Below are 25,934 nucleotides of genomic sequence, written 5' to 3'. Positions count from 1 at the left end.
CTATCGTTGAGGGAAGCTTACATCTAAGGTCGACGCTCGTCATTGCGAGCCGAGGGCGAAGCAATCCAGAGGCCGATGGACCCTCGATCGCGCGTCGCCGCTCCGCTCCCAGCAATGACGGCTCAGGCGCCGGACGGCGTCTCGCTTTGCTCGCGATCGCCCATCAGCCGCTCTTCATAGCCGATCGACCATTCGATCAGCGCGCGCCACAGCGCTTGCCCCAGTTCGACATCGAGCCCCTCGCGCTGCGACGCCGCGGCGACGCGCGCCAGCACTTCATCCACACGCTCGGGAACCCGCGCGGGAATGCCGAGCGAGGGTTTCACCGCGGCTGCGCGCTCGATCTGGCGCTGGCGGCGGGCGAGCAGAGCGACGAGCTCGTCGTCGAGCGCGTCTATGGTGGCGCGCACGTCCGACATTTCGTCGCGCGGTTCGCGCTTTGCGGCCTCTGCTCTGCGCGTCATTTCGCCTCTGTCCACCAGGGCTGCGGGAATTCGATCTTCGGCGCGGCGCTCTCCAGCGCCGCGGCGAGCGAGAACAAGGTCGCCTCGTCGAAGGGGCGGCCGATGAGCTGCAGGCCGAGCGGCAATCCGTCGGCGCCGAGACCGCCCGGCACCGCAATGCCCGGCAGGCCGGCCATGTTCACCGTCACGGTGAAAATGTCGTTCAAATACATTTCAACCGGATCGGCCGCGCCCTTCTCGCCTTGCGCGAAAGCGGTGGAAGGCGTCGCCGGCGTCAGCACGGCGTCGACGCCGGCCGCGAAAGCCTCGTCGAAATCGCGCTTGATGAGGCTGCGGATTTTTTGCGCGCGCACATAATAAGCGTCGTAATAGCCGTGCGAGAGCACATAGGCGCCGATCATCACGCGACGGCGCACCTCGGCCCCGAAGCCTTTGGCGCGCGTCTTCTCATACATGTCGGCGATGTCGCGGCCCTTCTCGCGCAGGCCATAGCGCACGCCGTCATAGCGCGCGAGATTGGAGGAGGCCTCCGCCGGCGCGATGATGTAATAGGCCGGCAGCGCGAAACGCGTATGCGGCAGGGAAATCTCGACGATCTCGGCACCCGCGTCGCGCAGCCAGGCGACGCCCTGGTCCCAGAGCGCATTGATCTCGGCGCCGCCGCCGATACGATATTCCTTGGGAATTCCGATGCGGCGGCCCTTCACCGAGGCGCCGATCGCCGCCTCATAATCGGGAACCGGCGCATCGACGCTGGTCGTGTCCTTGGGGTCATGGCCGGCCATGGAGCGCAGCATGATCGCCGCGTCGCGCACAGTGCGCGTGATCGGCCCCGCCTGATCGAGCGAGGAGGCGAAAGCGACAATGCCCCAACGCGAGCAGCGGCCATAGGTCGGCTTTATGCCGACAGTGCCGGTGAAAGCCGCCGGCTGGCGAATAGAGCCGCCGGTGTCCGTCGCCGTGGCGCCGAGCGCCAGTCGCGCGGCGACCGCGGCGGAGGAGCCGCCCGAGGAGCCGCCGGGAACGATCTTGGCGTCGTCGAAGCCATCGCCCTTCTTGCGCCGCCAGGGCGAGACGACAGGGCCGAAGGCGCTGGTCTCATTGGAGGAGCCCATGGCGAATTCGTCGAGATTGAGCTTGCCCAGCATCAGCGCGCCGTCGCGCCACAGATTGGCGGAGACGGTCGATTCATAAGTGGGCGTGAAATCGTCGAGGATGCGGCTCGCCGCCGTGGTGCGCACGCCTTTGGTGCAATAGAGGTCCTTAATGCCGAGCGGCAGGCCCTCGAGCGGGCGCGCCTCGCCGCGCGCGATGCGCGCGTCGCTGTCGCGCGCGGCTTCGAGCGCGAGCTCTGGCGTCTCGGTGAGAAAAGCGTTGAGCGCGCGCGCTTTCTCGATCGCCTCTATATGGGCCTTGGTCAGCTCCGTCGCCGACAGCTTCTTCGCAACGAGCGCGTCGCGCGCCTCGGCGAGGGACAAATGCGTAGGATCGGACATGAATGCGTTTCGCTCGTTCGTGTCTTATTCGAAAGCCCGCGTCGCGGGCGTCGCTCGTCTTTGCGGAAGGCGTTTATTCCACGACCTTGGGCACGACGAAATAATGGTCGTCCTTTTCCGGCGCATTGGCCAGAATGGCGTCGGCGAAGCCGCCGTCGGTGACGACGTCCTGCCGTTTCTTCATTTGCATGGGCAGAACGGAGGTCAAAGGCTCGACGCCTTCGACGTCGACGCTCGACAGCTCGGCGACGAAATCCAATATGGCGTTGAGTTCCGCGCCGAGGCGCTCGACCTCTTGGTCCTCGACGGCGATGCGCGCGAGATGGGCGATGCGGCGGACTGTCGCCTGATCGACGGACATTTTATGGAGCTCCGTTCCGACTTCGTCCCGCGCGCTATACCACTCGCGGCTTCGAAGGCGCAATGCGCGCGTCCGCCCGTGATGCAACGAGCGCGCCGGATTTCCAGAGTGCCGCGCGACGTGCTAGGCCAATCGGCATGACCGCCGGACAAAAGACGCTCGAGGAACTCGCCGCTCTGCTGCCGCCAAAAAGCAGGCTGATCGGGCTCGATGTCGGCACGAAGACCGTCGGGCTCGCGCTTTCGGACGTCGAGCGCCGCCTCGCGACGCCGCTCGAGACGATCCGCCGCGTGAAATTCACCAAGGACGCCGAGCGGCTCGTCGCCTTGATCGCGCAGCACGAAATCGCCGCGCTGATCGTCGGCCTGCCGCTCAACATGGACGGCTCTGAAGGCCCGCGGGCGCAGGCGACGCGGGCCTTCATGCGCAATTTCGACGCGATGCGCCGAACGCCCTACGCCTTCTGGGACGAGCGGCTTTCCACCGCCGCCGTCACCAGAGAGCTGCTGGCGCAGGACGTCTCGCGCGCGAAACGGGCCGAGGTCGTGGACAGAATGGCCGCGGCCTATATTCTGCAAGGCGCCCTAGACAGGCTGGGGCGCCTCGCTACGGGAGGCTAGACGAGCCGGCTCACCACCAGCCGCGACGCCAGCCCCAGCCGCCGCCCCAGCCGCCGCCGCCGAAGCCGATGTTCAGCGCGCCGCCGAGAAGACCGGCGCCGGCGCCGATGATGCCCGGGCCGCCATAGCCATATCCATAGGAGGGATAGGCGTAGGTCGCCGCGACGACCGGCACGGCGACAGCCGTCGCCACCGGAGCCGCGACATAGGCGGTGCGACGCTCATACATCGGATAGTAGGCGGTGCGGCGCTCGATGATGCGACGCACATAGACGGTGCGGTGCTCGATGCGACGCGGCGGGCAATAATGGGCGGAACGGCCCGCATGCATGCGACGATAGTGGACCTCGTCCGTCGCCGCCGGAAGCGACACGGACGCCACATTCGCCATTCCGACCGGACCGGCCAGAGCGACGCCCGGCGCGGCGATGCCGATCACGGCGCCAGCGGCGCCCAGCAGAGACAACTTCACAACCTTGCTCATACCCAAGCCTCCTCGTGGCTCTCGCCCCCCTTTCCCGCCGCCCGCAGCGGGCGACCGGAACCTTTCGTCACGGCGCGATCCGCGCCGGCGCAGACGTTCATTCAGTGACGGCGGACGCGACGGCGCAGACGACCACATGCGCAGGGAGGAGCGCGGTCGGTGAAGAGAAGCCAACGCACATATCAGTCCCCCAACTCATCGGTCGCTCAACGCGCGGGTCGCTCAACTCGCGCCTCTTTGAAAAATTCCCGATCATGCCGTCGCTCCGCTGAGAGAAGCGCGGCCCAGGTGAAGGGGAACTAAGGCGCGCTTACCGGCCGTCCAGACCATCGAGCGTCAAAAAAAACCCTCCGTTAACGCTCTCGCCGCGCCGGAGCGTCCTCGATATGAAAACTTTTAGTTGCATTGCGCCGCTTTGCGACGGTTTCCGCCATTGCCACTAGAAGCGTGGCGTTCAAGGCGAAAAATCGCGATGACATAGCTGCGGTCGCGTTGACAAGCCGTCGACGACGGGGCATTTTACGACTGTAAGTTGAACTTCTGAATCGCCGCCGCCATCCATTGCGCCGATGCGAGGAGCCGATGTCGAAGAGCGCGAAAGCAGCCCCCACAGAGATGAACGCGCATGAAGCGTCGACGGCTTCTCTCGCGATCTATATCGCGCAAATGGCGGGCGAGCTGGCGACGATGGCGGACCGGTCCGAGCTCACCATGCTCGCCTATTTCCTCAATCTGGCGCGCGTCGAGGCCGAGACGAAATCACGCGAGCACGCCGCCGACTCCCGCGGCCGCGCGTAAAGCTGCGGATCACGCCAAGGAGACGAGATTGGCGCCGTGGCGCGCGAGCCGTCCGGCGAGATCGAGCTCCAGCAGCGCGGCGTTGACCTCGCGCGCGGGAAGACCTGCGGCGCGCACGAGATCGTCGATGGCGACAGGCGCCGGGCCGAGCAGCGCCATGACGCGCGCGAGCGGGTCGACCGTCTCCGCCTCTCGCGCCGGCGCAGCGTCGATCGGCGCGCTCTCCGGCTGCGGCGCGATGGGAGCGGCGCGCTCATGCGTGAAATTCGGCGCCTGCTCCTGCAGCGAGAAGAGATCGTCCATCTCTTCCCAGAACGGCTCCTCCTTGGGCGCGCCCTCCCCTTCGCCGAAGAGATCGCCCTGCCGGCCAGCGCCGGCGACGAGCGCGCGGGTGACGTCCTCCGCCCCGGCGCAGAGAGTGGCGCCCTGGCGCAGGAGGTCATTGGTTCCTTCGGCGCGCGGATCGAGCGGCGAGCCGGGAACAGCGAACACCTCGCGGCCCTGCTCCATGGCGAAACGCGCGGTAATGAGCGAGCCGGAGCGGCGCGCCGCCTCCACCACGACGACGCCGCGCGAGAGGCCCGAGACGATGCGATTGCGGCGTGGAAAATCGCGCCCGCGCGGCTCCCATTCGAGCGGCATTTCCGTCACTACGGCGCCGCCGCGCACGATGATCTCCTCGATCAAAGGGCGATGCTCATTGGGATAGGGCCGCGCATGGCCGCCGGCGAGCACGGCGATGGTTCCCGCCGCGAGGCTCGCGCGATGGGCGGAGAGATCGACGCCGCGCGCGAGGCCGGAGACGATGACGTAATTTTCCCGCGCGAGGCCCTGCGCCAGACGCTCGGCGAAGGTGAGCCCGGCCGCGGACGCATTGCGCGAGCCGACGATGGCGACGCAAGGACGCGACAGAATTTCCGCCGAGCCGCGCAGCGCCAGCAATGGCGGCGCCGCCTCTATCGCGCGCAGCGGCTGCGGATAATCGGCGTCGCCGAGCGAGACGAAGCGCACGCCGAGCTTGGCCGAGCGCTCCATCTCGGCCCGCACGTCATCCGGCTCGGCGATGCGGATCATGCGCCCATGAGCGGAGCGCGCGAGCAGATCGGGAAGCGCCTCGAGCGCCGCCTGCGCGCCGCCGAACCTGTTGACGAGCTGGCGAAAGGTGCGCGGCCCGACATTCTCCGAACGAATGAGCCGCAGCCAATGAAAGAGCTGCTCCTCCGTCAAGCGTGTCGCGGAGGAGGAAGCGCTCATGCCTTCTGCCCGATGCGGCTCTCACTGCCGGAGAGCAGGCGGCGAATATTGTCGCGATGCTTCCACCACAGCAGCGCCGCCATGGCGGCGAAGACGATGGCCTCGCGACCATGGCCGCTCGCTGCAAGAACGAGCGGCGAAGCGAAGCTCGCCGCCAGCGCGGAGAGCGAGGAGTAGCGGAACAGAGCGGCCATCGACAGCCAGACGGCCGCGAAGGCGAGGCCCGCCGGCCAGCTGATGCCGAACAGCGCGCCCAAAAATGTCGCGACGCCCTTGCCGCCGCGAAAGCGCAGCCAGACGGGCGCGATATGGCCGATAAAAGCGGCCGCCGCGGCGGCGACGGCGCCGTCCGGCGCGATCAGCGCGCCGATGAGCGCGGCGGCGACGCCTTTGAGCGCATCGAGCAGCAGAGTGGCGGCGGCGAGATCTTTGCGCCCGGTGCGCAGAACATTGGTCGCGCCTATATTGCCCGAGCCGATCGAGCGAATATCGGTCGTCCCCGCGAGCCGCGTCAGCAGCAGGCCGAAAGGAATGGAGCCGAGCAGATAGCCGACCGCCAGCGCGCCGAGATCTGGTAGAGAAGAAAACGCCAAGGAGAAAGACCCGCGCCGCGCGGCCGGCGCCTTTCGCCGAACGCGGCGCGCAAACTAGTCGAGCCCGCCGCTCGCCGCAAGCCGACCCGAAGCGACGCCGAAATGCGAAGCGCCGCGCGCTGGCGCGAAAGCTGCTTCGAAACGCGCCGAATCTTCGTTTCTCGTTTCGATAAATTCATTTTCGAGCCGTCCATGATCGATTTCGAAAACCTCGTCGAGCTCATCTATCGCGCCGCCACCGATCCAGATCTCTGGCCGCTCGCGATGCATGAGCTGGCCGCCTCGACGGAAGCCGCCGGCGGAATTATTCTTACGCGTCGCAGCGACGCCTGGGTCGGCTGGCGACATTCCACCGCAATGGTGGGCATCGACGATTACCTTCGGTCGCCGGCCGGCGCGCGCAGCCAGGCGCCGGTTCGACTGCTCGCCGCCGACCATGCGGGCTTCCTCGACGCCGAAACCGCGATCACGCCGGAGGAATGGCTCGCCGATCCCGTGATGACGCATTGGGGAACGCCCAATGGGTTGCCCCACGCCGCCGCCACGGCCATGCCCATGCCCACTGGGGATTTCGTGGTGGTCCATATCAGCCGACGCATCGGCCAGCCGGCCTTCGCGGCCGTCGATATCGCGCATCTCGATGCGTTTCGTCCGCATCTCGCGCGCGCCGGCTTTCTGGCGGCGCGCTGGCGGCTCGAGCGGCTGCGCGCCGCCACCGAGGCGCTGGCGCTGATCGGCCTCCCGGCCGCCGCTCTCGATGCGCGCGGCCGCGCCCTGGCCGCCAATTCGCTCATCGAGAAGATGACGACGCATGTCCTTTGGCTGCCGGACGACCGCGTCGCTCTCGCCGACTCCGCCGCCAATGGCATGTTGCGGCGCGCGCTCGTCGATGTATCGCGCCTCGCCGCGACGACGGCGCGCTCCTTTCCCGCCCGCGGCCGCGACGGTCACGCCGCGGTCGTCCATCTCATTCCGATGGCGGGCGAATCGCGCGATCTCTTCGACGGCGGCTGCGCGCTTCTGGTGGTCGCGCCCGTCGCGCTCCAACATGCGCCCGACGCCGCGGTGATCCGCGGCCTGTTCGATCTCACCGCGGCGGAGGCTTGCGTCGCCAGCGGAATCGTCTCGGGCCTATCGCTGGAACAGATCGCCAAGCGACAGGGCACGGCGCCCGCGACCGTTCGCAGCCAGCTCAAGAGCGTGCTCGCCAAAACCGGCGTCGGCCGGCAGTCCAGCCTCGTCGCGCTGCTGGCGAGCCAGCTCAGGCCGCCCTATCCAACGAAGGAATAGGAGCGCGATCCGCTTCTGTCCCGTGCTAGCTTCCCGCCCCATGTCGCGCGCCGGCCGCCTCTTCGAACTCTTGCAGCTCCTGCGTGGGCGCCGACGCCCGGTCAGCGGCGCCGACCTCGCGCGCGCCGCGGGAATCTCCTTGCGCACGCTCTATCGCGACATCGCCGCGCTGCAGGCGATGGGCGCGGAGATCGAGGGCGAGCCCGGCGTCGGCTATGTCCTGCGGCCCGGCTTTCTGATGCCGCCGCTGATGTTCTCGGAGGAAGAGATCGAGGCGCTGGAGCTCGGCGCCAAATGGGTGGCTCAGCGCACCGACGACGGACTTTCGCGGGCCGCGCAGAGCGCGATGGCGAAAATTTCCGCCGTTCTCCCGCAGGGACGGTCGCGCGCGCCGGACGATGCGCTGATCGTCGGCCCGCCATGGTCGCGCGCGCATGTCGCCGAGCTGAAGCTGCTGCGCCGCGCGCTACGCGAGGAGCGTAAGCTCGCCATCTCCTACGCCGACGGCAAAGGCGCGCGCACGCGGCGCGTCGTCTGGCCGGTGGCGCTGGGCTTTTTCGAATCCGCCCGCGTGCTCGTCGCCTGGTGCGAGCTGAGAGGCGATTTTCGTCATTTCCGCGCCGATCGCATAGAGGCGGCGGAAATGCTGGAGGAGCGCCCGCCGCGCCGACGCCAGACGCTGCAAAAGGAGTGGCGGCGCTCCATGCTGACAGAATCTGACAGCGTGTCGGCTTATGGACGTGTCGCGTCCCCGACCGCGAAAGGAAATTCCATGTCCAAGATCGTTTTCTACACCAATCCGCAATCGCGCGGCATGATCGTGCATTGGCTGCTCGAGGAGATCGGCGCGCCCTATTCCGTCGAGATCGAGGAATATGGGACCTCGATCAAATCGCCCGAGTTCCTCGCGATCAATCCAATGGGCAAGGTGCCGGCGATCCGCCACGGCGACAAGGTGGTGACGGAGGCCGCGGCCATCTGCGCCTATCTCGCCGACGCTTTTCCGCAAGCCGGTCTCGCGCCGCCGACGGCCGAGCGCAGCGCCTATTATCGCTGGCTGTTCTTCGCCGCCGGCTGCGTGGAGCCGGCGATGAGCAATCATTCCGTCGGCTGGGACCCGGCCGCGGACCGGCAGCGGAGCTTCGGCTACGGCTCCTACGCCGCCGTGCTGGACACTCTGGCGAAAGCGCTGGCGGGACGGCGCTATATCGCCGGCGACGCCTTCAGCGCGGCCGATGTCTATCTCGGCTCGATGATCGGCTTCGGCATGCGCTTCGGCGTGCTGGAGAAGCGGCCGGAGTTCGAGGCCTATTGGGCCGGCCTCGAGAATCGCCCGGCGCGGCTGCGCGCCCTCGAGCACAATGAGAAGCTCGCCGCGCGGCAGGCCTGGGCTCCCGCCTGAGCCCTTCCGCATCTGCGGGCGGCCCGCGGCTCGAGACGCCCCCGTCTCCGATGATTTCTGTCGAGAGCTCGGCGCGGGCGGCAATTTTCCCGAGCGGAGCCGCCCCCCATGCGCTAGAAAGCTGCGGGGCGAAAACGCCATCGAAGCGACAGAGATGACGGAACCAGAACGCAGACCGCGCCCGCGCGCCTTCCGCCTCGACGGCGAGCAGATCGTCCCCCCCAAGAGCGCGAAGCCGCAGGAGACGGAACGAGCGCAGCCAAGCGTCTTCGAGGCGCAGATCGACGTCTTCGCACTCGAGGCCGAGACCGCCCCGCGCGGTTTCGTCGAGGAGGAGAAGGCGATCGAGGCCGCGCAGAAGCGCGGCGTGCTGCGCAGTATGTTCGTCTCCTGGGGCGGATTGTTCGTCTCGGCCGTGGCCGGGCTGCTGTCGCTGGCCGGCGGCATGTGGCTCGCCAATCTGGTCGAGGATCTTTTCGCGCATTCGGCGCTGCTCGGAACCGCCGGGCTCGCGCTCGCCGGCCTGGCGCTCGTCGCCGCTGCGGCGATGCTGGCCAAGGAGATCGCCGCCATCGCGCGGCAGAATCGCATCGCCAAGCTGCATATCGCCCTCGCCGACGCGCGTCTGCGCGACGACATCAAAGCCGCGCGCGAGCATGTGAAGGAGCTGTGCACGCTCTATGAGGATCGCCCAGAGACCAGCCGCGCGCGCGCGCTGGTGCTGGAGTTCTCGCAGCAGATCATCGATGGGCGCGATCTCGTCGATCTCGCCGAACGCCATCTCGCGCATCCGTTGGACGCGCAGGCGCGGCGCGAGATCGCCGACGCCTCCAAGCGCGTCTCCATCGTCACCACCGTCAGCCCGCGCGCGCTGCTCGACGTGCTGTTCGTCGCCGCCCAGGCGATACGGCTGATGCGCCGCATCGCCGAAATCTATGGCGGACGGCCGGGAATGCTGGGCTTCTTCAAGCTGGCGCGCTCGGTCGGCGCGCATCTCGCCATCACTGGCGGCCTCGCCATCGGCGATTCGCTGCTGCAGCAGGTGGTCGGCCATGGCATCGCCGCCAAGCTCTCCGCCAAGCTCGGCGAGGGCGTGCTCAACGGCCTATTGACCGCGCGCGTCGGCCTCTCGGCCATGGCGGTCTGCCGGCCCATGCCTTTCAGCGCCGAGAAAGCGCCCGGCGTCGCCGATGTGGCGCCTTTCTTGTTCGGCGATCGCAGCAGCGGCGGCTGACGATTTGGCGGCGCGGATTTTCCCTCTCGAGAAGACAAACGGATGAAGATCACCACCTGGAACATCAATTCCGTGCGCCTGCGCATGCCGATCGTCGCGCAATTCTTGAAGGAGCACGCGCCGGACGTCATCTGCCTGCAGGAGACCAAGTGCCGCAACGCCGAATTCCCCTATTCGGATTTTCGCGCGCTCGGCTATGAGCATTTCGCCATCAATGGCCAGAAGGGCTATCACGGCGTCGCCATCGTCTCGAAGCAGCCGCTGGAGCTGCTGGAGACGCGCGACTTCTGCGAGAAAGGCGACGCGCGCCATGTGTCGGTCGGCGTCCCCAATGGCGGGACGCCGGTCACGATCCATAATTTCTACGTGCCGGCCGGCGGCGACGAGCCCGATCGCGAGATCAATCCGAAATTCGCCCATAAGCTCGATTTTCTCGACGAGATGGCCGAATGGATTCAGCGCGATCGCGTGACCGACGGCCGCGTGGTGCTGGTCGGCGACCTCAATATCGCACCGCTGGAGCAGGACGTCTGGAGCCATAAGGCGCTGCTCCAAGTGGTGAGCCATACGCCGATCGAGGTGGAGAAGCTCGGTCGCGTCATCGACGCCGGCCGCTGGATCGACACGATGCGCCGCTTCGTGCCCAAGGAGGAGAAGCTCTATACGTGGTGGAGCTATCGCGCCTCGGATTGGGAGAAATCCGACCGCGGCCGCCGGCTCGATCACATTTGGGCGAGCGAGGCGCTCTCCGAAACACTGCAGCAGATGCATGTGCTGCGCGAGGCGCGCAATTGGACGCGCCCCTCCGATCATGTGCCGGTGACGATCTCACTGGCGGTCTGAGACGCGTCAGGCGCTGACCTGCGCCCGCAGCTCTGAGAGCGAGGCGAAGCGCCGCACGCGGCCCTCGCCGCGAATCTCGACCGAGCCGTCGGAAAACATCACATAGAGCGCGCCGCCATTCTCATAGCGGTCGACCTCGACCGGCTCCGCCTCGACATAGCGCTTGGGCGCATAGGCCTCGAAGCTGGGCGGCGGGGCCATTGCTGTCGGTGGAGCCATGGCTGGCGGCGGCTCCATTTCCGGCGCGGAGGCCGGCTGCGGCGTCACGGGCGCCGGGGTGACGACATGCGGCGCCGACGGAGCGAATGTCGCGAGCGCATGGTCGAGACGCGACAAAGCGGCGGCGATCGCCACAGTCACCACGCCGCCGGAGAGCGCCACCGCGCCCGCGATGAACAGGCTCCAGCCGCGCTCGATCTGGATTTTGTCCCAGCCCTCGAACATGGCCGCGACGCCCCACGCCGCGAGCGCCGCGCCGAGCCCGAAAACGCCCCAACGCGTCAGCCGAAAGAACCAGACGCTCCGCATGTTCCGCCTCTTCGATCTCACATGGCGACAAGGATCACGCCGCCGGACGCTTGTTAGCACGCCGGCTCGCGCGCCGCTCCGACGGTTTTCGCGCTGCATTCGGCGCGACAATTCCGGCGTGATTGTGGAGGCGCGCGGCGCGCTCGCCGACCGGCGCCTGCGCATAATATTCAAGCCCATAGAAAACAACATATATGCGTCGTAACGCCACATGGAATTCGACGATATGAATACAGACATCAAAAGTAGAGACAAACGTCTCTCGGACGGAAAGCGGCGACGATCCGCCTAATTCAGGGGAGTCGAAACCATGGATACGCGCTCTTCGAGGCGTAGCTTATTTATGCTCACCTTTCTTCTTGCTTCGGCGATGGCGGGAGATGCCTTCGCTCATGGAGGAGTAAAGCTCGAGCAGGACGAATGCGTGACGACGGTCGGGCCGGTGAAAGTGCATTTCATCGGCTATCAGCGAAAGGGCGAGCCGGAAGAATTCTGCGACGACATCGCCCAGACGGGTCCGACGGTGATCGCGCTGACCGCCATAGAATTGGGTCGTCAGCCCGATTCCTACATGGCGCAGAATCAGGCGCCGTCTTCCGCGCCGCCCGCCCCGGCCGTGGACGTGCGCGACATCGCCATCGGCGTGCGAATCGTCAAGGAGGGCGGCGAAGGAGAGGCGGCGACGCAATTCTACACGCCGCCGAAGATCCATAACAACGCCACCATGACCTTCGAGCACGACTTCAAGGAGGCGGGAAATTATGTGGCCATCATCACCGTCGCCGATCGCGACGGGCATGAATGGACCTCGCGCTTTCCCTTCCGTGTCGGCGTGCTCAGCCTGTGGAACACGATCGAATATGTTCTCTACGGGATCGGCTTCCTCGGGCTTTCCGCCGGCCTCTGGCTGATCGCCTGGCGGCGACGGCCGACGGAGCCGGCGCATGGCGCCGCGCTGCATCAGACCGAATAGCAGGCCTCCCCGCCCGCCCGATCCGATCGGGCGGGTTTTTTCGCGCCCGGAATGCGCTTGTCGTCCGAGCTTTGCACGAAAATTGTTAGACTGCGGCCGTGCGAGATTGCTTGGAGCCCTGCCGGGTTCTAGGTAGAGGCGAGCGGAGAATGCTGCGCTCGCGAACCCAAGTCAGGAGCAAGGATTATGAGCTTCACCCTTCCCGACCTTCCCTACGCCTATGATGCGCTGCAGCCTTATTTGTCGAAGGAATCTTTCGAGTATCATCACGACAAGCATCATGCGACCTATGTCACCAACGCCAATAATCTGATCAAAGGCACCGAGTTCGAGGGCAAGCCGATTGAGGAGATCATTGTCGCCTCCTATGGCAAGAACGTGCCGATCTTCAACAATGTGGCGCAGATCTACAACCACTCCGAGTATTGGAAGTGGCTGAAGCCCAATGGCGGCGGCGCGATCCCCGCCAAGGTCGAGAAGGCGATCGTCGAGTCCTTCGGCTCGGTCGACAAGTTCAAGGAAGAGTTCCAGACCCAGGGTCTCGGCCAGTTCGGCTCGGGCTGGGTGTGGCTCGAGATCAAGGACGGCAAGCTCGCCGTGCGCAAGACCCCGAACGCCGAGAACCCGCTGGTGTTCGGCGCCAAGCCGCTGCTGGTCGCCGATGTGTGGGAGCACGCCTATTACATCGACTACCGCAATCGCCGCGCCGACTTCCTCAAGGCCTTCCTCGAGCATCTCGTGAATTGGGAATATGTCGAGGAGTGTTACGAGGCCGCGACGAAGTAAGACAGTTTCATACGGCGGCGGCGCAATGCGTCGCCGCCGTCAAATTTGCTTCTGTTTTTCGGCCGAGAAATTCAGTGCACGCGCGGCAAATGCCAAAGCGCCGCGAGGATGATGCCGGTCGCGATGATCGTCAGGCCGCCGATCCTCACCGTCATGCGCGCTTCGAACGCGCGAAGGTCGGAACGCACGATCGACAGGTCACGCTTTACGGCCAGCGCCCGATTTGTCGCCTCGGCCATTTAGGTCAAGCTCGCGCAGAACCTCTGTATCTTCGTGCAGGCGTCCTCCAGCGTCGCGTTCGACGCCGCATAGGAGACGCGGAAATTCGGTCCCGTGCCGAAGGCCGAGCCCTGCACCACGGCGACGCCTTCCGCCTCCAAGAGAGCGGTGACGAAATCCACATCGCTCTCGATGACCTTGCCCTCCGGCGTCTTGCGGCCGATCGCCTCCTTGCAGGAGGGGAAGACGTAGAAGGCGCCCTCGGGCGAGGGGCATTGCAGATATTTCGCCTGGCCGAGCATGGAGACGACGAGATCGCGCCGCTCCTGAAACGCCTTGCGGAACACGGCGAGATGATCCTGCGGACCTTCCAGCGCAGCGAGCGCCGCCCATTGCGCGATGGAGCAGGCGCCCGAGGTCTGCTGGCCCTGCAGCATGTCCATCGCCTTGATGAGCGCGGCCGGGCCGGCGGCGAAGCCGATGCGCCAGCCGGTCATCGCATAGGCTTTGGAGACGCCGTTCATCGTCAGCGTGCGGTCGAAGAGGCCGGGCTCCACCTGCGCGATGGTGGCGAATTTGAAGTCGCCATAGACGAGATGCTCATAGATGTCGTCGGTGAGAATATGCACCTGCGGATGGCGCAGCAGCACTTCGGCGACCTGTTTCAGCTCGTCATGCGTATAGGCGGCGCCGGACGGGTTGGAGGGCGAGTTGAGCACCAGCCATTTGGTGCGCGGCGTGATGGCGCGCTCGAGGTCCGCCGCCTGCAGCTTGAAGCCATGCTCCATCGTCGTGTCGACGAAGACGGTGCTTCCGCCACAAATGGCGACCATCTCGGGATAGCTGACCCAATAGGGCGCCGGCACGATCACCTCGTCGCCGGGATTGATCGTCGCCAGAAAGGCGTTGAAGAGGATGTGCTTGCCGCCGGTGGCGACGATCACGTCCGAGGCCTTGTAGTCGAGCCCGTTCTCGCGCTTGAACTTCTTGGCCACGGCCTCGCGCAACTGCGGAATGCCGAGCACCGGCGGATAGCGCGTCTCGCCGCGACGGATCGCCTCGACGGCGGCGTCGCAAATATGCGTCGGCGTGTCGAAATCCGGCTCGCCCACCGAGAGCGAGATGACCTCCCTGCCCTGCGCTTTGAGGTCACGCGCCTTCTGCGTCACGGCGATCGTGGCGGAAGGTTTCACGCGTGACAAAGCGTCGGCGATAAAGGCCATTTGGGGAACTCCTCTGGGCATGTGTGCGCTGCACAATCGCAGTCTCGAAGATAGACGCCGCAGCGGCGCCGGGCAATCGAAAATCCGCCTCCGCCCCCGCGTCGAAACGAAGCGATTAACCTCTCCCTTCTAGAGTCGCCCTGCTCCGCTTGCGCCGGAGTCCAGGGAGAGCGCGACATGTGGGAGAAGCTGCGCAGCGGCGATTGGCTCGACGAAGAGCGTCTGCGCGTCTATCCGCTCATGCTGCTGCTGCTCTCGGCCGGCTGCGTCGCAGCCGTGCTGATGACGGCGCAGGGCCGCTTCGACGCCAATGGCCATCCGCTGGGCACGGATTTCAGCCAAGTGTGGGTCGCCGGGCTCGAGACCTTGCGCGGCCACCCCGCAGCGCCTTTCGATCTGCAGCGCCACATCGCCGCGCAACGCGCCGAATTCGGCGCCGACAGCGACGTCTATGGCTGGCACTACCCGCCCTACTTCCTCGCGCCGGCGTCGGCGCTCGCGCATCTGCCCTATCTCGAGGCGCTGGCCGTCTGGCAGATGGCGACGCTCGCCCTCTATCTCGTCGCCGTGCTCGCGCTGATGCGCGGCTCCGCCGCGCCGCCCTGGCGCATCGCGCTGCTGGCGCTCGCCTTTCCGGCTGCGCTCGTCAATCTCGGCCATGGGCAGAACGGCTTTCTGACCGCGGCTTTGCTCGGCTTCGGCTTTCTCGCTCTGCCGCAGCGCCCACTGCTCGCCGGCGTCTCTTTCGCGCTGCTCGCCTATAAGCCCCAATTCGCGCTCGCGCTGCCGGTCGCGCTCATCGTCGGCGGCCATTGGCGCGCGCTGGCTTCGGCCGCCGCCGCGCTGCTCGTGATGACCCTCGCCAGCCTCTTGCTCTTCGGGCCGGAGAGCTGGATCGCCTTCGTCCAAAATCTCGATGTCACGCGCGACCTCGTCGTCGAGCGCGGCGCGGCCGGCTTTCCGAAAATCCAGAGCGTCTTCGCTGCGGCGCGCCTGCTCGGCGCCGATATAGCGACGGCCTATGCCGCGCAGACTTTGGCCACGGCGACGACTCTCGCCGCGCTCGTCTGGCTGTGGCGCAGTAGCGCCGATTATCGCGCCAAGGCCGCCGGCGCGATCGTCGCGACATTCCTCACGACGCCCTATTGTCTCGATTACGATATGACCGCGCTCGCGCCCGCCATCGCGCTGCTGGCCTCCTTCGGGCTCGAACGCGGCTTTAGCCGCTATATGAAAAGCGCTCTCGCTGCGGCTTTCATCATTCCGCTCGCGGCGCGTCCTGTCGCGACGGCTGCGTCATTGCCTCTCGGCGCGGTCACGATGGCGGCGTTGTTCGCGATAATTCTCTCAAATGCGCGCGAGGCATGTTTTCGCCACGCCGGCGCCGCCCCATCGCTATGATCGACGGCCTGACGACCACAAAAAATTCACTTCGCGAAAAAAATCGGCGCCCTCTGCTCGAGGCGTGAAACTTTTTGGGCGGCGCCGCCGTTTATCATTCGCCGAGCGATCGTGGGAGCGGTCGCGACGCGTCGGACGTTCGGGGGAGCGTCCCGGAGAGGGTGCGTCATGTCGTTGGTGGATAAGTTCGAAAACCGTATGGAGCCGGCTTTTACGCATAGCTTCGATCCGGAATCGGCGCGGCGTCAATTCAGGGTTTCTCTTTTCCTGGTCGCGGCAATGGCGTTCGCCGCCTTTATCCTGGGCTTCGCTTTGCCGCTCAACGCCCCACGCAGCTCGCCGCCGACGCCGGCTGTCTCCTCCGACGCGAGCGATTTTTCCGGCCGCCTGCTCTCTTTGGATTCGGCCGACTGAGCGAGCATAAAGAAGCGCGGCCCGGCACTGGCCGAACCGCGCGTCTAGCTTCTACGCTTCCACGGTCACTTCATATCCATGGACTTGTGATCGTCCTTGTGGTCGTGATCGTGGTGATCGTGATGGTGCTCTTCGGCTCCGCCCGCCGGAGACGTCGTGCCGCCTTCCGGATGGGCCTTTTCCCAACGCTGCATCGCCTCGGCGTCATGCGCGTGCTTGGCGTCGGGCGCGTCGACCGCTGCGTCGACAGTCACCTCACCCGCCTTCTCGAAGACGAGAACGAGTTCCATGCCCCAGCCGACGGGGTTGATCTTCTTGACCTCGGCGAGCGCGACATGCGCGCCTTCGGGTGAGAGCGTCGTCGTCTTATTGGCCGCGATGGCGACGCCGCCCGCGGCGACTGTCGCTTCCTTGGCGTCGGAGTAGAGAGTCACCTTGCCGACATTCGGCGACTTCACCGCGATGAGCTTGTCCGCGCCGCCCTTATTGTGGACGAATGCGTAGAAATAGGCAGTCGTCTCGCCGTCCTTGGGCGCGCGCACCCAGGGATGCTCGATCGTCAGCTTGCCGAGCTCATATTCATGAGCCTGCGCCGAGCGCATCGGAGCCAACGCGCCGAACGCAGCGCCGCCCAACAGAGCGCCGCCCGCCGCCAACAGATCACGCCGCTTGATCATCATGTGCGTTCTCCCTTACTCGCCGACGAAAGCTCGTCGGCTGCATTCGTCGCTCTTTTCTGGCGAGGCTCTCGCGGCCTCGTTTCGCCGCATCGCGACCATGCGACGAATTGCGCGCCATTCCTTTCGCCGCTCAGTGCTGATGCGGCGAGACATAGACGATCGGCTCCTTCGCGGTCAGCGCGATCTGCGCCTTCAGCAGCGAGAGATTGCCGTCGTCGGTCCCGAAATGGCGGAAGCGAGCTCGCACATAGCCGGAGCGATCGATGAGGAAATGTCCTTCTGGAATCTCATTGATGACCGGCTCGTCGAGATAATGATTGATGAGCGAGTAAGTGAGCTCTGTTGCGTCGGGATGGCTCGGCGTCAGCGCGCTCGGATCATTCGGACATTCGCCGAAATAATCGGTGACATGATGCGCGCCCATCGCCTTCACCGTCTCGGCCGCAGCGTTCAGGCTCGCGACTCGATCGGCCAAATCCGCATCCTCCGGCTTGCACCGCGCGAAGGAGACGAGCGTCGGCACGCCGCGCAGCTTCTCGAGATCGTCGATCTCGCCCTTGGGATCATCCAGCGCGAAATTGGGCGCGACGAGCCATTGAATGACCCCCTTGGGGCTCAGGAAGCGCGACTGGTTCGAATTCGACAGAACGGTGAGAAAATTGATGAGATCCCAGCGCTCGTCCTCGCCGATGGCGTCGGCGAAAGGCGGCATGACGCCGCTCTGTCCGCCATAGGTCAGCCAGTGAAAAATATCGCCGAGCGTATGCGTCGCGACATGCGGGGCGGTGAGATCGGCGGGCGGAACCTTGAGACCCTTGGCCATGGGTCCGTTGCCTTCGCCGGTCACGCCGTGACACGCAATGCAATTGGCCTGGAAGGTCTCATAGCCGCGCTTCACCGAGGCGGCCGTATAAGCGATGGGCGGATCGGTGTAGGTCTCGGGATAGGCCTGCACCGACAGTGAGACCGTGCCGCAGACCGCCGCCGCCAGCGCTAGCGCAGAGGTCGAATATTTTCGCCACTGGCGAAGCTGCGGCAAAGGCGTGAGCCCCACCGCCGCAACGAGCGTCGGCGCGAACCAGGCGAGGCCTGCGACGACCGCCAGCGCCAATCCCGCGACGCCCCATTGCCAGGTAGGATCGATCCAGGGCGTGACCTTGAGCCCCCAGGTGCCGGCATAGGTAACGCGGAATGGCAGCGGCCAATAGACGTTGTTCTCATGCGCGGCCGGCGTGATGGTGGCGATCCAGCCTGCGATGAACAAAAGGCCGAGCGCGCACGCGCCCTCGACGCCGCCGATCTTGCCGTACCAGGCGAAATCGAAGCCCTTCTTGGAATCGGCGAGCGTCAGATAGCGCGCGAGCGAAAGAGCGAGCAGCAGCGCTGCGCAGAGCAGCGCCAATTTGACCGTGAGCAGTCGCCCGTAAGGCGTCGCGAGCATGAAGCCGAAGCTGCCGACCGTCTCCCATGCCAGGATGACGCCGCTGATCAGCACGATCAGCATCGCGCCCTTGGCGATCATCGACCAGCGCTCGGCGAGACGCCAGGCGATCTCCGGCGGCTTTCCGCGGCCGGTGAACATCCAGTAGACGAGGCCGAGCAGGCCGCCGATCCAGGTGAGGCCCGCCAGCGTGTGGAAGGGGAAGCTCAGCTGCGTGTAGATCGGCAGGCTGTCGTCCACCGCATGGCCAGTGACAGAAACGACCGCGAGCACGGCGAGACCGAGCCCGAGCGTCGCGCGATCGAGCCAGAGATTTGATATCCGCAGGCGCGCCAGCGTCGCGACAGTGAAGACCGCCGCGAGAATTTGCGTCGCCACCCAGGCCTTGCCGATCACCGTCCCGGAAATGAACTGCAGCAGCGCGTCGGCGTCGACCGGACGGCCCGCGGGGATGATGGCGCGCGCCGTCGCCACGATGAGGCCGAAGCCGAACAGCAGGCGCAGGACCGCAGCGCCTGCGATCACTTTTTTGAAGCGCTCGCCATCCTCCTCTATGAGGCGCGGCAGCAGCAAGAGTCCGACGGCGAGAGCGGAAAGAACGCTCTCCACGAAGCGAAGCGTCGCCAATTCCATTGATTTCGACTTCCGTTACGCTCGCGAGCACGGCGCGGCGCCCCGCCGATCGGCGCCGCCCGACATTTTTTAAAGCTGCTCTGAGCCAGACTTAGTGAGCGTCCACCGTGAATTCGTATTTCCCCTCGACGATGTGGCCATCCGAGGAGAGAACGCGATATTTCACGGTATATTTGCCCGCCGCGAGATCCGGCGCGTCGAGCGTCAGCTCGCGCGGCTTGTCGGGCGCGCCCTTCGCGCCTTCGACAATGGTCTTGCCATCGGCGCCGAGGATGGCGATCGTCGAATAGGCCGCCTCCACGCCGCCGCCGAAGCGCAGCTTCACCAGCTTCGGCGAGGCGGCGACGTGATCCTTGGCCGACGGAGAGGCGTCGACCAGAAAGGAATGAGCGAAGGCCGCGCCAGCGCTCATGCATAGAAACGCCGCCGTCACGAGGCCGGCTCCGAGCTTCACCTTCATCGTCGCTCCTCCCATTTTTTCGATTTTCGCATCATGATCTGGTCGGTCGGCCGCATCCGTTCAAGACGGGCGCGATCACGACGACTTCAGCGCATCCACAGGATCGGCCGTCTTCGGCTTGGTGTGGCTATGGCGCCAGTAGACGCCGACCATCAGCGCGATCAGCACGGCGCCGAGCGCCTGCGGCACGAAGGACCACAGCGTCTGGCCGACCATGAATTTGAACTGCTGGGTCTCTTTCTCGCCATTGGCGCGGGTGAGCGTCACAAAGCCGATGAAATGACCCTTTTCGGTGAATCTGTGCTCGAAATTGAAGGTGCCGGTCCTGTAGAGCTTCGGCGGCAGATGAATGATGGTGAGCGGCTCGAGATCCGTATTGGCCGAGATCGGCGTCAGCGGATCGTGAATGATGCGTAGCTCGAGCGGCAGATCGCGAAAATCGGGATTGGCGATGTCGAATGTGAAGATGACCCGGCCGACGAAGGGAATATGGTCGCAATATTGCTCGCGCGCGCCTTCGGCCTCATAGGCGGTGATGTGGATCATGTCATAGCCGAACATGACCATGCACATATTGTCCATGACCATCGCTTCCGGGCCGTCGCCGCCCGCGCGAGCCGGAGGGGCCGCGAAGGACGCGAAGAGCAGCGCAAGCGCCAATAGACAAGGTCTCACGGAACGAACGATCATCGCTTTCCTTCCTCCCGACCGCGCGCGCCTCGAGTGTCGCCGCGGCGTTTTTTTGGTTCGAGCTCTCGAGAGAGCGAGATCGCCTCGCCCTCGCTCGGCCCGATTTTCTTAGTGCAAAAAGGAATCGATTTGAAATCGCTATTTCGTCGATCGCAACGGCGATGAGCGCTTCTGCGAGGCCGCCGCCGGAGTGAGACTCTGAGCATAAATTCTATGCGCGTTCGGGCGCAGACGCGACAATTTCTCCTGCGTCCAAACGCCGCATATATCGCAGTCCGATATAATTGCCGACTTCTCGCTCCGGCAGCGAGTCCGTCGCGGGGGCATTGAAGAAGAAGGGCGAGGCCGCAAAAGAAAAACCGGCCGGGCGCGAGGCCCGGCCGGCTGTATTTTCAGCCTTCAGAGAGTTCGATCAGGGCATGTCGCCGGCGACGAACTTCGGAATGACCGGGCCGCCGATCTCGGTGGCGTAGCGCTTGCCCGACGGGCCGAAGAAGAACAGCAGACCGCCGATCTGGCTGTCCGTGTCATAGGCGAGGTCGGAGAGACGCTCGATGTCCCAACGCGCGTCCTGCACCTTGATCTCGATCGTCTTCGTCTCACCCGGCGCGATCGGCGTCGGATCCGTCGACAGACCGCGGTCCGCCAGCAGATAGTCGGGGAACTCCGGCTTCGTCGTGAACACGTCGGGGTTCAGGAAGCGGAGACCCGCCGCCGTATACTCGCCGAGCTTCAGCGGCTCGTCCGTGTGGTTCGTGATCTTCACCTGAACGGTCAGCTCGCGGCCCGGCACCTTGTAGACGCCGCCCTTGAGGTCCGCCGTCACGATCTTCGTGCCGACGCCCACAGTGCCTTCCTCGGTGATCGGCGTCAGCGGCTTCTGCAAGCCGGCCTGAAGCGGGATCGTGCGCGGGAAGGTGCTGTTGGTGACAGCGTAGCCGATGATCGTCGCCAGGATCGTCACCGCAAGAACGATAGCGCCGACGCGACGGTCGTCGTCACCGATCTGCTCGTCTTCCTTGCCTTCGCTGACGCGCAGGTAGGAAGCGATGATGCCCTTCTTGAAGAACCAGTAGAGGATCCAGGCCGCGGCCGCGATCATCCACGGGAAGTGCCAGGCATAGATGCGGTCGATGCCGTAGGTCTCGAGGTCCACGGTCGTGCCGTCCAGCAGCGTGACCGGGTCCTTGAAGTCGGCCATGTCGCCCTTGATCTCGATCCACTGGCCGGGTCCGATGATCGGGCCGCCGCCTTCGACGTTGATCTGCGCATGGACGTGCCAGCGGCCGGCGCGGCGAGCCTTCAGCTCGATCGAGAAGGCGTAGTCCTTGCCCACCTCGAGCGAAACCGAACGCGGAGCGAACTGCTCGCCGATGAACTGAGCCGTGCGCACCAGAACCGGGCCGGGCTCGCCGGCGTTCAGGAACGACGACTTCGGGTTCGCCACGGCCTGCGGCCAAGCCGAGAACACGTGCACCTTGCCCGAAAGCACCATCGACTCGTTGACGTTCAGCGAGGTCTTCGACCACTTCACGTCATACCAGTTCAGCGTGCGCATGCGCAGAAACGCCTGCTGCGACTTCTCGCCGTGCGCCGACGCCGGAGCGACGGAGCCCATCGTCGCGGCGACCGCAGCCGCCATGCCCAGGCCGAAGAGCCGAGCGACGCGTCCCGTCGCCAGCACGGCCATTCTCTCCAACAGTTTCATGGAACAACCTCCCAAGTTTCTCTTCGCGGACCGGCCCGTCGGGCCGTTCGTCCGCTGTCGTCCTTGCCGGAGCGGCTCTGTCCCGGACTCTCTTCTGAGGAGCCCTTCGAAGCCGCCCCTCCTCGCGTGAGGGATCGCGATCCGTCGCCTTGCGGCAGATCAGATCTTGCTGATCACCTTGGTGGTCGAATACCACTTACCGACGAACCACCACAGGAAGTACACGAGCATCGACACGAAGCCCGAGAAGAACGCGGCCACCGGCACGACGTCCTTACCGAAGGTGCGCAGCGTGCCGCGCTCGACCATGCGGATGTATTCCGGCATCGAGGTGCGGACGAAGTGGAGGCCGATCAGATCAGCCAGAGACATCAGCTGACCATGCTGCTCGGTCGCCTGGTGGAAGGCGGCGATCGCCGGCCAGTTGTTCGGGTAGAACAGCAGACCCCAGCCAAGGGCGCCGACCACGGCCGTGATCACATAGGAGCCCGACAGCAGCAGGATCACGTCCAGCCACAGAGCCGGAACGACCAGAGCCGACGGGAACACCAGGCTGATCGGGAAGTAGGTCCAGCCCCAGAAGTTCACGTAGCGATTGATCCACTCGCCGATGAGCAGACCCAGAACCGCGAAGGTCGCGCCGAACGGGAGACGGAAGTTCTCCCACAGGAACGCCTGAGCCGCAGCCGCGAAGGTCACGCCCAGGATCGGGATGACCGTCGGCCACATACGACGGTCTTTCCAGTCGACCCAGAAGTCCCAGTCGCCGGCCGTCAGCATGAAGTGAATATGATAGCCGCCCAGCACTGCCAGAAACAGCAGCGTCAGAATCAGCCAATCGGAGGTCTTAACGCATCCCGCCGCTTCCGCGACAGAATGGAAAGGCCCGATTGCCCCCCCGCTCTTCGATGTAGACATCACTCTTCTCCTTGGTGTCTGTCCGCCCGGCGTCTTCGCGCCGGCGTCTCGAGACCTGCCTCCGGCTCTCTCGCGCCGGATTGTCCTTGAGCTAATGCGTCACCCCGGCCCCATTCCTTTCCCGCGCCCCCGAAACCCCGCCCGAACCGCCGACGCGCGGCCGTTCGGACGAAGCCTTCGTTCCGAGAGCATTCGGAAAATTCTTTCGCCGGAGGCGGCCGTCCGCCAGAGCGGGCGGCCGAGAGTTCAGGCTGCTATCAGCCGATCAGCGCCGCGACGCCGTCCTTGCCCAGCAGGCGCTTCACGCCGGCCAGGATCTGCAGGACCACGCCGAACACGCCGAGCGCCATCCAGCCGAAGAACACGAAGCCCCAATGCAGCGGAGCGACGAACAGCTCTTCCATGAACCAGAAGGTGTGGCCCCACTCGTTCAGGCCGACGTTCGGGATGATCATGAACGGGCCGATGGCCACGATCAGGAACGCCAGCGAATAGCCGTGCGCGAAGAACGGAATGCGGGTCTTGGCGTAGAAGAACGAGCCAACGCCCATGATCGAGTAGATCGGGTAGCTCAGATAGAACTCGATGATGTGCGACGGCGTGAAGTCCGTGTCGCGAATCACCGTCATGTGCCAGGTGCCGTCCTGCTCCGTGAAGAAGCTCGCGCCCCAGTAGATGGCCACCGAGTAGACCGTCAGCCACTGCAGCAGCACGACGTGACGGCGAAGCTCCTCACGCGGAGAAACCGCGTCGACATTGCGGTCGCGCGTCTTCCACAGATAGCCGGCGAGGCCGAGACCGGCCACGAGCTCCAGCGGAATTTCCGTCCACAGCATCGTCAGCCAATAGGTCTGGAACTCGGGAGCGAACGAGTCGAGGCCCGCGCGCCAGCCGAAGATCTGCTCATAGATGCGGATGAAGAGGTAGAAAATGTTCAGACCGGCGATGCCGATCCACATGCCCTTCAGGTCCACGATGGCATCGGAGCCGGCGGCTGCGCCGGCCGATGTCTCTGTCGTAACGCTCATCTCAATTCCTCCTAAGTGCTCCCAGGGATTCTCGAAGCGATCTCGCCGCGTCCCGCCTCCCTGCTCGGCACGCGCCTTCGTCTCCAACGGTTGATGTCGCCGCTGCGGCCTCGTGCTCGACGAGCCGCCGTCCCGACCTCCCGCTTCACCGCCCAGCGACCCCTCGTGAAAGGACACGCCGACGGCATTCTTCTTCTTTGCTCGGAGACGAATTTTCTCGAAACCGCCGCGCGAAACGAAAGCCCCAGACCCCCCGGCGCCTCCCAGCGCCAAAACATCCAAAACGCCCTCGTTCGGCGAGCCGCAACCATTTCCGTTCCGCCTCGTAATGACAATATCCAATGAGGTAGGTCAAAATAATCTATAGAATGGTATACAGCACGCTATCAGGTGGTTTATGTGGCGCCGCACTTTCGGGCGCTCCCACCCGCGTCTTTTGTCGCAGGCGCCCGATGCTCCACTCATAAATCCATTGAATTCAGTGCTTAGATATTTTGACCGCGCCCATAGATCAGGCGCCTCGGCCTCTGGTAGCCCTCCCCACCCGGGCTGTGACAGAATGACTTGAGCCGCGGCGCGGCGCCGGTCAGCGGGCGGCTCTCGCCGGCTCTCGAGCCACAGTATCCAGCGCATTGCGCAGGTCGGCGGCGCCTTTGTCGCGCGCGGTGAGCGGCTCCAATCCGAAGCGCGTCTCGATCGTCGCCAGAATCGACGCCGTGTCATAGGTCGTGTGGTCGACGAAGCCCTTTTTCGCAAAGGGCGAAAGGATCAGCGTGGGCACGCGCGTTCCGGGGCCGAAGCGGTCGATTTGCGGCGGCGCGACATGATCCCAGGCGCCGCCATTCTCGTCCGCGGTGACGATGACCAGCATGTCCGTCCAATTGGGGCTGCGTCGCAGCCGCGCGATGACATCGGCGAGATGCGCGTCGCCGGTCTTCAGATCGGCGTAATGGGGATGCTCGTTGAACTTGCCGACCGGCTTGTAGAAGGACACGGCGGGCAGCGTCCCCGCCTCCGCCGCCGCGAAGAAATCATCGGCGTCCTTCAAATGCTGCTCGCGCGCGGGCGTTCCGGGTCCGAAATTGGCGAAATAGACGAAAGGCTGGTGATGCGTCTGGAAGAATTCCGGTGCCTCGCGCTGGCGGATGCGCCCGGCCCGCATGTCGTTCCAGCCGCCGGCGTACCATGCCCATGAGACGCCCTTTTCGGAGAGGCGATCGCCGATCGTCGGCTGCATTTGCGGCGGCAGGCCGACGCCGGACGGCGCTTCGAGCGGCGAGAGCGGGGTCGGCGGCTGCATCGTGCCGACCACGAAGCCGTCTCTGGTCACCGGCCCGGATTTTTTGTAGCGCGGCGGGCCGATGCGAGCGCTCTTCGGCGAGTCGTCGGCGCGGGCGAGAAGCCCGGTCGTCTCGTCGACCTCGGCGATCAGCGACGGCGGCGCCGAGGGAAATGTCGGCGCGCAGCCGCAGACGAGGAACATGTGATTGACGAAGGAGCCGCCGAAGAAGCCGTGGAAGAAATGATCGGCGAGCGTGAACTCCTGCGCGAGGCGCCATTGCGCCAGCGAGCGGCCGTCGTAATAGCCCATCACCAAGCCGCCGGCGCCGGAAACGGCGGCGAAACGATCCATCTTGCCGCCGTCGATCTGCTCCTTCTCCTGGAAGAAATCATGCGTCAGATCGGGCGTCTTCTCCGCATTGGGCAGAAACGCGTCGATCGCGAAAGGCGCATTGGGAAGAATGGCGGGAAAGCGGGTGTCGACGCCCTTCTCGCCGCGGATCGGCGGCAACTCGCCGAAAGGCTTGCCGTCGACATCGACCTGGACGAAGCGATCCGCGCCTATGCCGAGCCCATCGGCGCCGGGATAGAGGCCGAAGACATTATCGAAGCTGCGATTCTCCGTGTAGATCACGACGATATGGCCGATGGCGGAGAAAGGGTTCCGCGCCTCCGCCAACGCGGGGCCGACGAGACCGCAGAGCAGCGACAA

The 25,934-nt window shown here is 65.3% G+C and carries 27 protein-coding genes; 10 read left to right on the top strand and 17 right to left on the bottom strand.

Features of this window, described 5'->3' with window-relative positions; translation table 11 throughout:
* Nucleotides 1-122: 122 nt before the first annotated feature.
* From GYH34_RS11390 to gatC, 3 genes are all read right to left on the bottom strand, one after another.
* A complete protein-coding gene (locus GYH34_RS11390) occupies nt 123-464 on the bottom strand; it encodes a chorismate mutase (RefSeq protein ID WP_161913681.1) in 342 nt (113 codons plus the stop codon).
* Complete coding sequence (gene gatA / locus GYH34_RS11385; RefSeq protein WP_161913680.1) at nt 461-1,960, bottom strand: Asp-tRNA(Asn)/Glu-tRNA(Gln) amidotransferase subunit GatA; 1,500 nt, start codon at nt 1,958-1,960, stop codon at nt 461-463. The genes GYH34_RS11390 and gatA overlap by 4 nt, the downstream gene beginning before the upstream one ends.
* Nucleotides 1,961-2,033: 73 nt before the next feature.
* Entirely contained in the window at nt 2,034-2,321 is a 288-nt protein-coding gene (gene gatC / locus GYH34_RS11380) for an Asp-tRNA(Asn)/Glu-tRNA(Gln) amidotransferase subunit GatC (protein WP_026598791.1), read from the bottom strand.
* 137 nt (nt 2,322-2,458) lie between these two features.
* Here gatC and ruvX point away from each other — a divergent pair, with 137 nt between their 5' ends.
* The gene (ruvX, locus tag GYH34_RS11375; RefSeq protein WP_108918493.1) at nt 2,459-2,941 is read left to right on the top strand and encodes a Holliday junction resolvase RuvX; all 483 of its coding nucleotides are present in this window, start codon (nt 2,459-2,461) and stop codon (nt 2,939-2,941) included.
* 10 nt (nt 2,942-2,951) lie between these two features.
* On the opposite strand, the gene GYH34_RS11370 is transcribed toward ruvX, so the two are convergent.
* Entirely contained in the window at nt 2,952-3,425 is a 474-nt protein-coding gene (locus GYH34_RS11370; RefSeq protein WP_161913679.1) for a hypothetical protein, read from the bottom strand.
* Nucleotides 3,426-4,007: 582 nt separating this feature from the next.
* Between GYH34_RS11370 and GYH34_RS11365 the strand changes: the two genes are divergently transcribed.
* Nucleotides 4,008-4,223, top strand: a complete 216-nt coding sequence (locus tag GYH34_RS11365) for a hypothetical protein (protein WP_244635058.1) — start codon at nt 4,008-4,010, stop codon at nt 4,221-4,223.
* A 9-nt stretch (nt 4,224-4,232) separates the two neighbouring features.
* Here GYH34_RS11365 and dprA read toward each other — a convergent pair whose 3' ends face one another.
* The gene (dprA, locus tag GYH34_RS11360) at nt 4,233-5,477 is read right to left on the bottom strand and encodes a DNA-processing protein DprA (protein ID WP_161913678.1); all 1,245 of its coding nucleotides are present in this window, start codon (nt 5,475-5,477) and stop codon (nt 4,233-4,235) included.
* A complete protein-coding gene (gene plsY, locus GYH34_RS11355; protein WP_161913677.1) occupies nt 5,474-6,070 on the bottom strand; it encodes a glycerol-3-phosphate 1-O-acyltransferase PlsY in 597 nt (198 codons plus the stop codon). Before plsY ends, dprA begins: the two co-directional genes overlap by 4 nt.
* 192 nt (nt 6,071-6,262) lie before the next feature.
* Between plsY and GYH34_RS11350 the strand changes: the two genes are divergently transcribed.
* The 4 genes from GYH34_RS11350 (at nt 6,263) to xth (ending at nt 10,839) form a co-directional block, all read left to right on the top strand.
* On the top strand, nt 6,263-7,360 hold the full coding sequence (locus GYH34_RS11350; RefSeq protein WP_161913676.1) for a helix-turn-helix transcriptional regulator: 1,098 nt from the start codon (nt 6,263-6,265) through the stop codon (nt 7,358-7,360).
* A 40-nt stretch (nt 7,361-7,400) separates the two neighbouring features.
* Nucleotides 7,401-8,762 (top strand): WYL domain-containing protein, encoded by a 1,362-nt coding sequence (locus GYH34_RS11345; protein ID WP_161913675.1) that lies wholly within the window; start codon nt 7,401-7,403, stop codon nt 8,760-8,762.
* Nucleotides 8,763-8,916: 154 nt separating this feature from the next.
* Nucleotides 8,917-9,996, top strand: coding sequence for a TIGR01620 family protein (locus GYH34_RS11340; RefSeq protein ID WP_161913674.1), 1,080 nt, complete (start codon nt 8,917-8,919; stop codon nt 9,994-9,996).
* Between the two features lie 42 nt (nt 9,997-10,038).
* Complete coding sequence (xth, locus tag GYH34_RS11335) at nt 10,039-10,839, top strand: exodeoxyribonuclease III (protein WP_161913673.1); 801 nt, start codon at nt 10,039-10,041, stop codon at nt 10,837-10,839.
* Between the two features lie 6 nt (nt 10,840-10,845).
* Here the strand turns inward: xth and GYH34_RS11330 are convergent, their stop codons facing one another.
* Complete coding sequence (locus GYH34_RS11330; RefSeq protein ID WP_161913672.1) at nt 10,846-11,367, bottom strand: hypothetical protein; 522 nt, start codon at nt 11,365-11,367, stop codon at nt 10,846-10,848.
* Nucleotides 11,368-11,710: 343 nt separating this feature from the next.
* Here GYH34_RS11330 and GYH34_RS11325 point away from each other — a divergent pair, with 343 nt between their 5' ends.
* Both GYH34_RS11325 and GYH34_RS11320 read left to right on the top strand, forming a co-directional pair.
* On the top strand, nt 11,711-12,340 hold the full coding sequence (locus tag GYH34_RS11325) for a hypothetical protein (RefSeq protein ID WP_161913671.1): 630 nt from the start codon (nt 11,711-11,713) through the stop codon (nt 12,338-12,340).
* Nucleotides 12,341-12,526: 186 nt separating this feature from the next.
* Entirely contained in the window at nt 12,527-13,126 is a 600-nt protein-coding gene (locus GYH34_RS11320; protein WP_161913670.1) for a superoxide dismutase, read from the top strand.
* Between the two features lie 71 nt (nt 13,127-13,197).
* Here GYH34_RS11320 and GYH34_RS11315 read toward each other — a convergent pair whose 3' ends face one another.
* Both GYH34_RS11315 and GYH34_RS11310 read right to left on the bottom strand, forming a co-directional pair.
* Nucleotides 13,198-13,365: a hypothetical protein gene (locus GYH34_RS11315; protein ID WP_161913669.1), complete on the bottom strand. Its 168-nt coding sequence runs from the start codon at nt 13,363-13,365 to the stop codon at nt 13,198-13,200.
* The gene (locus GYH34_RS11310) at nt 13,366-14,568 is read right to left on the bottom strand and encodes a pyridoxal phosphate-dependent aminotransferase (protein WP_161913668.1); all 1,203 of its coding nucleotides are present in this window, start codon (nt 14,566-14,568) and stop codon (nt 13,366-13,368) included.
* A gap of 177 nt (nt 14,569-14,745) precedes the next feature.
* Here GYH34_RS11310 and GYH34_RS11305 point away from each other — a divergent pair, with 177 nt between their 5' ends.
* Together GYH34_RS11305 and GYH34_RS11300 are read left to right on the top strand one after the other, a co-directional pair.
* The gene (locus tag GYH34_RS11305) at nt 14,746-15,969 is read left to right on the top strand and encodes a glycosyltransferase family 87 protein (RefSeq protein ID WP_161913667.1); all 1,224 of its coding nucleotides are present in this window, start codon (nt 14,746-14,748) and stop codon (nt 15,967-15,969) included.
* A 168-nt stretch (nt 15,970-16,137) separates the two neighbouring features.
* Nucleotides 16,138-16,383 carry a hypothetical protein gene (locus tag GYH34_RS11300; protein ID WP_161913666.1) on the top strand — a complete coding sequence of 82 codons (246 nt, stop codon included), beginning with the start codon at nt 16,138-16,140 and terminating at the stop codon, nt 16,381-16,383.
* 65 nt (nt 16,384-16,448) lie between these two features.
* On the opposite strand, the gene GYH34_RS11295 is transcribed toward GYH34_RS11300, so the two are convergent.
* The 8 genes from GYH34_RS11295 to acpA all read right to left on the bottom strand — a co-directional run bounded on the left by GYH34_RS11295 (nt 16,449) and on the right by acpA (nt 25,934).
* Nucleotides 16,449-17,063: a copper chaperone PCu(A)C gene (locus tag GYH34_RS11295; protein ID WP_161913665.1), complete on the bottom strand. Its 615-nt coding sequence runs from the start codon at nt 17,061-17,063 to the stop codon at nt 16,449-16,451.
* A gap of 130 nt (nt 17,064-17,193) precedes the next feature.
* Entirely contained in the window at nt 17,194-19,137 is a 1,944-nt protein-coding gene (locus tag GYH34_RS11290; protein WP_161913664.1) for a c-type cytochrome, read from the bottom strand.
* Between the two features lie 91 nt (nt 19,138-19,228).
* The gene (locus GYH34_RS11285; protein WP_161913663.1) at nt 19,229-19,597 is read right to left on the bottom strand and encodes a copper resistance CopC family protein; all 369 of its coding nucleotides are present in this window, start codon (nt 19,595-19,597) and stop codon (nt 19,229-19,231) included.
* Between the two features lie 75 nt (nt 19,598-19,672).
* Nucleotides 19,673-20,287: a hypothetical protein gene (locus GYH34_RS11280; protein ID WP_174242399.1), complete on the bottom strand. Its 615-nt coding sequence runs from the start codon at nt 20,285-20,287 to the stop codon at nt 19,673-19,675.
* A gap of 412 nt (nt 20,288-20,699) precedes the next feature.
* Nucleotides 20,700-21,995 carry a bacterial ammonia monooxygenase, subunit AmoB gene (gene amoB / locus GYH34_RS11275; protein ID WP_174242398.1) on the bottom strand — a complete coding sequence of 432 codons (1,296 nt, stop codon included), beginning with the start codon at nt 21,993-21,995 and terminating at the stop codon, nt 20,700-20,702.
* 159 nt (nt 21,996-22,154) lie between these two features.
* Nucleotides 22,155-22,913 (bottom strand): bacterial ammonia monooxygenase, subunit AmoA, encoded by a 759-nt coding sequence (gene amoA / locus GYH34_RS11270; protein WP_161913662.1) that lies wholly within the window; start codon nt 22,911-22,913, stop codon nt 22,155-22,157.
* Between the two features lie 257 nt (nt 22,914-23,170).
* Nucleotides 23,171-23,941, bottom strand: a complete 771-nt coding sequence (gene amoC / locus GYH34_RS11265; RefSeq protein ID WP_161914985.1) for a bacterial ammonia monooxygenase, subunit AmoC — start codon at nt 23,939-23,941, stop codon at nt 23,171-23,173.
* Between the two features lie 586 nt (nt 23,942-24,527).
* On the bottom strand, nt 24,528-25,934 hold the full coding sequence (acpA, locus tag GYH34_RS11260; protein ID WP_244635056.1) for an acid phosphatase: 1,407 nt from the start codon (nt 25,932-25,934) through the stop codon (nt 24,528-24,530).

Source organism: Methylosinus sp. C49 (assembly GCF_009936375.1).
Lineage (GTDB): Bacteria > Pseudomonadota > Alphaproteobacteria > Rhizobiales > Beijerinckiaceae > Methylosinus.
The sequence above is the reverse complement of the archived record's forward strand: the minus strand, read 5'-3'. Positions and strand labels throughout refer to the sequence as shown.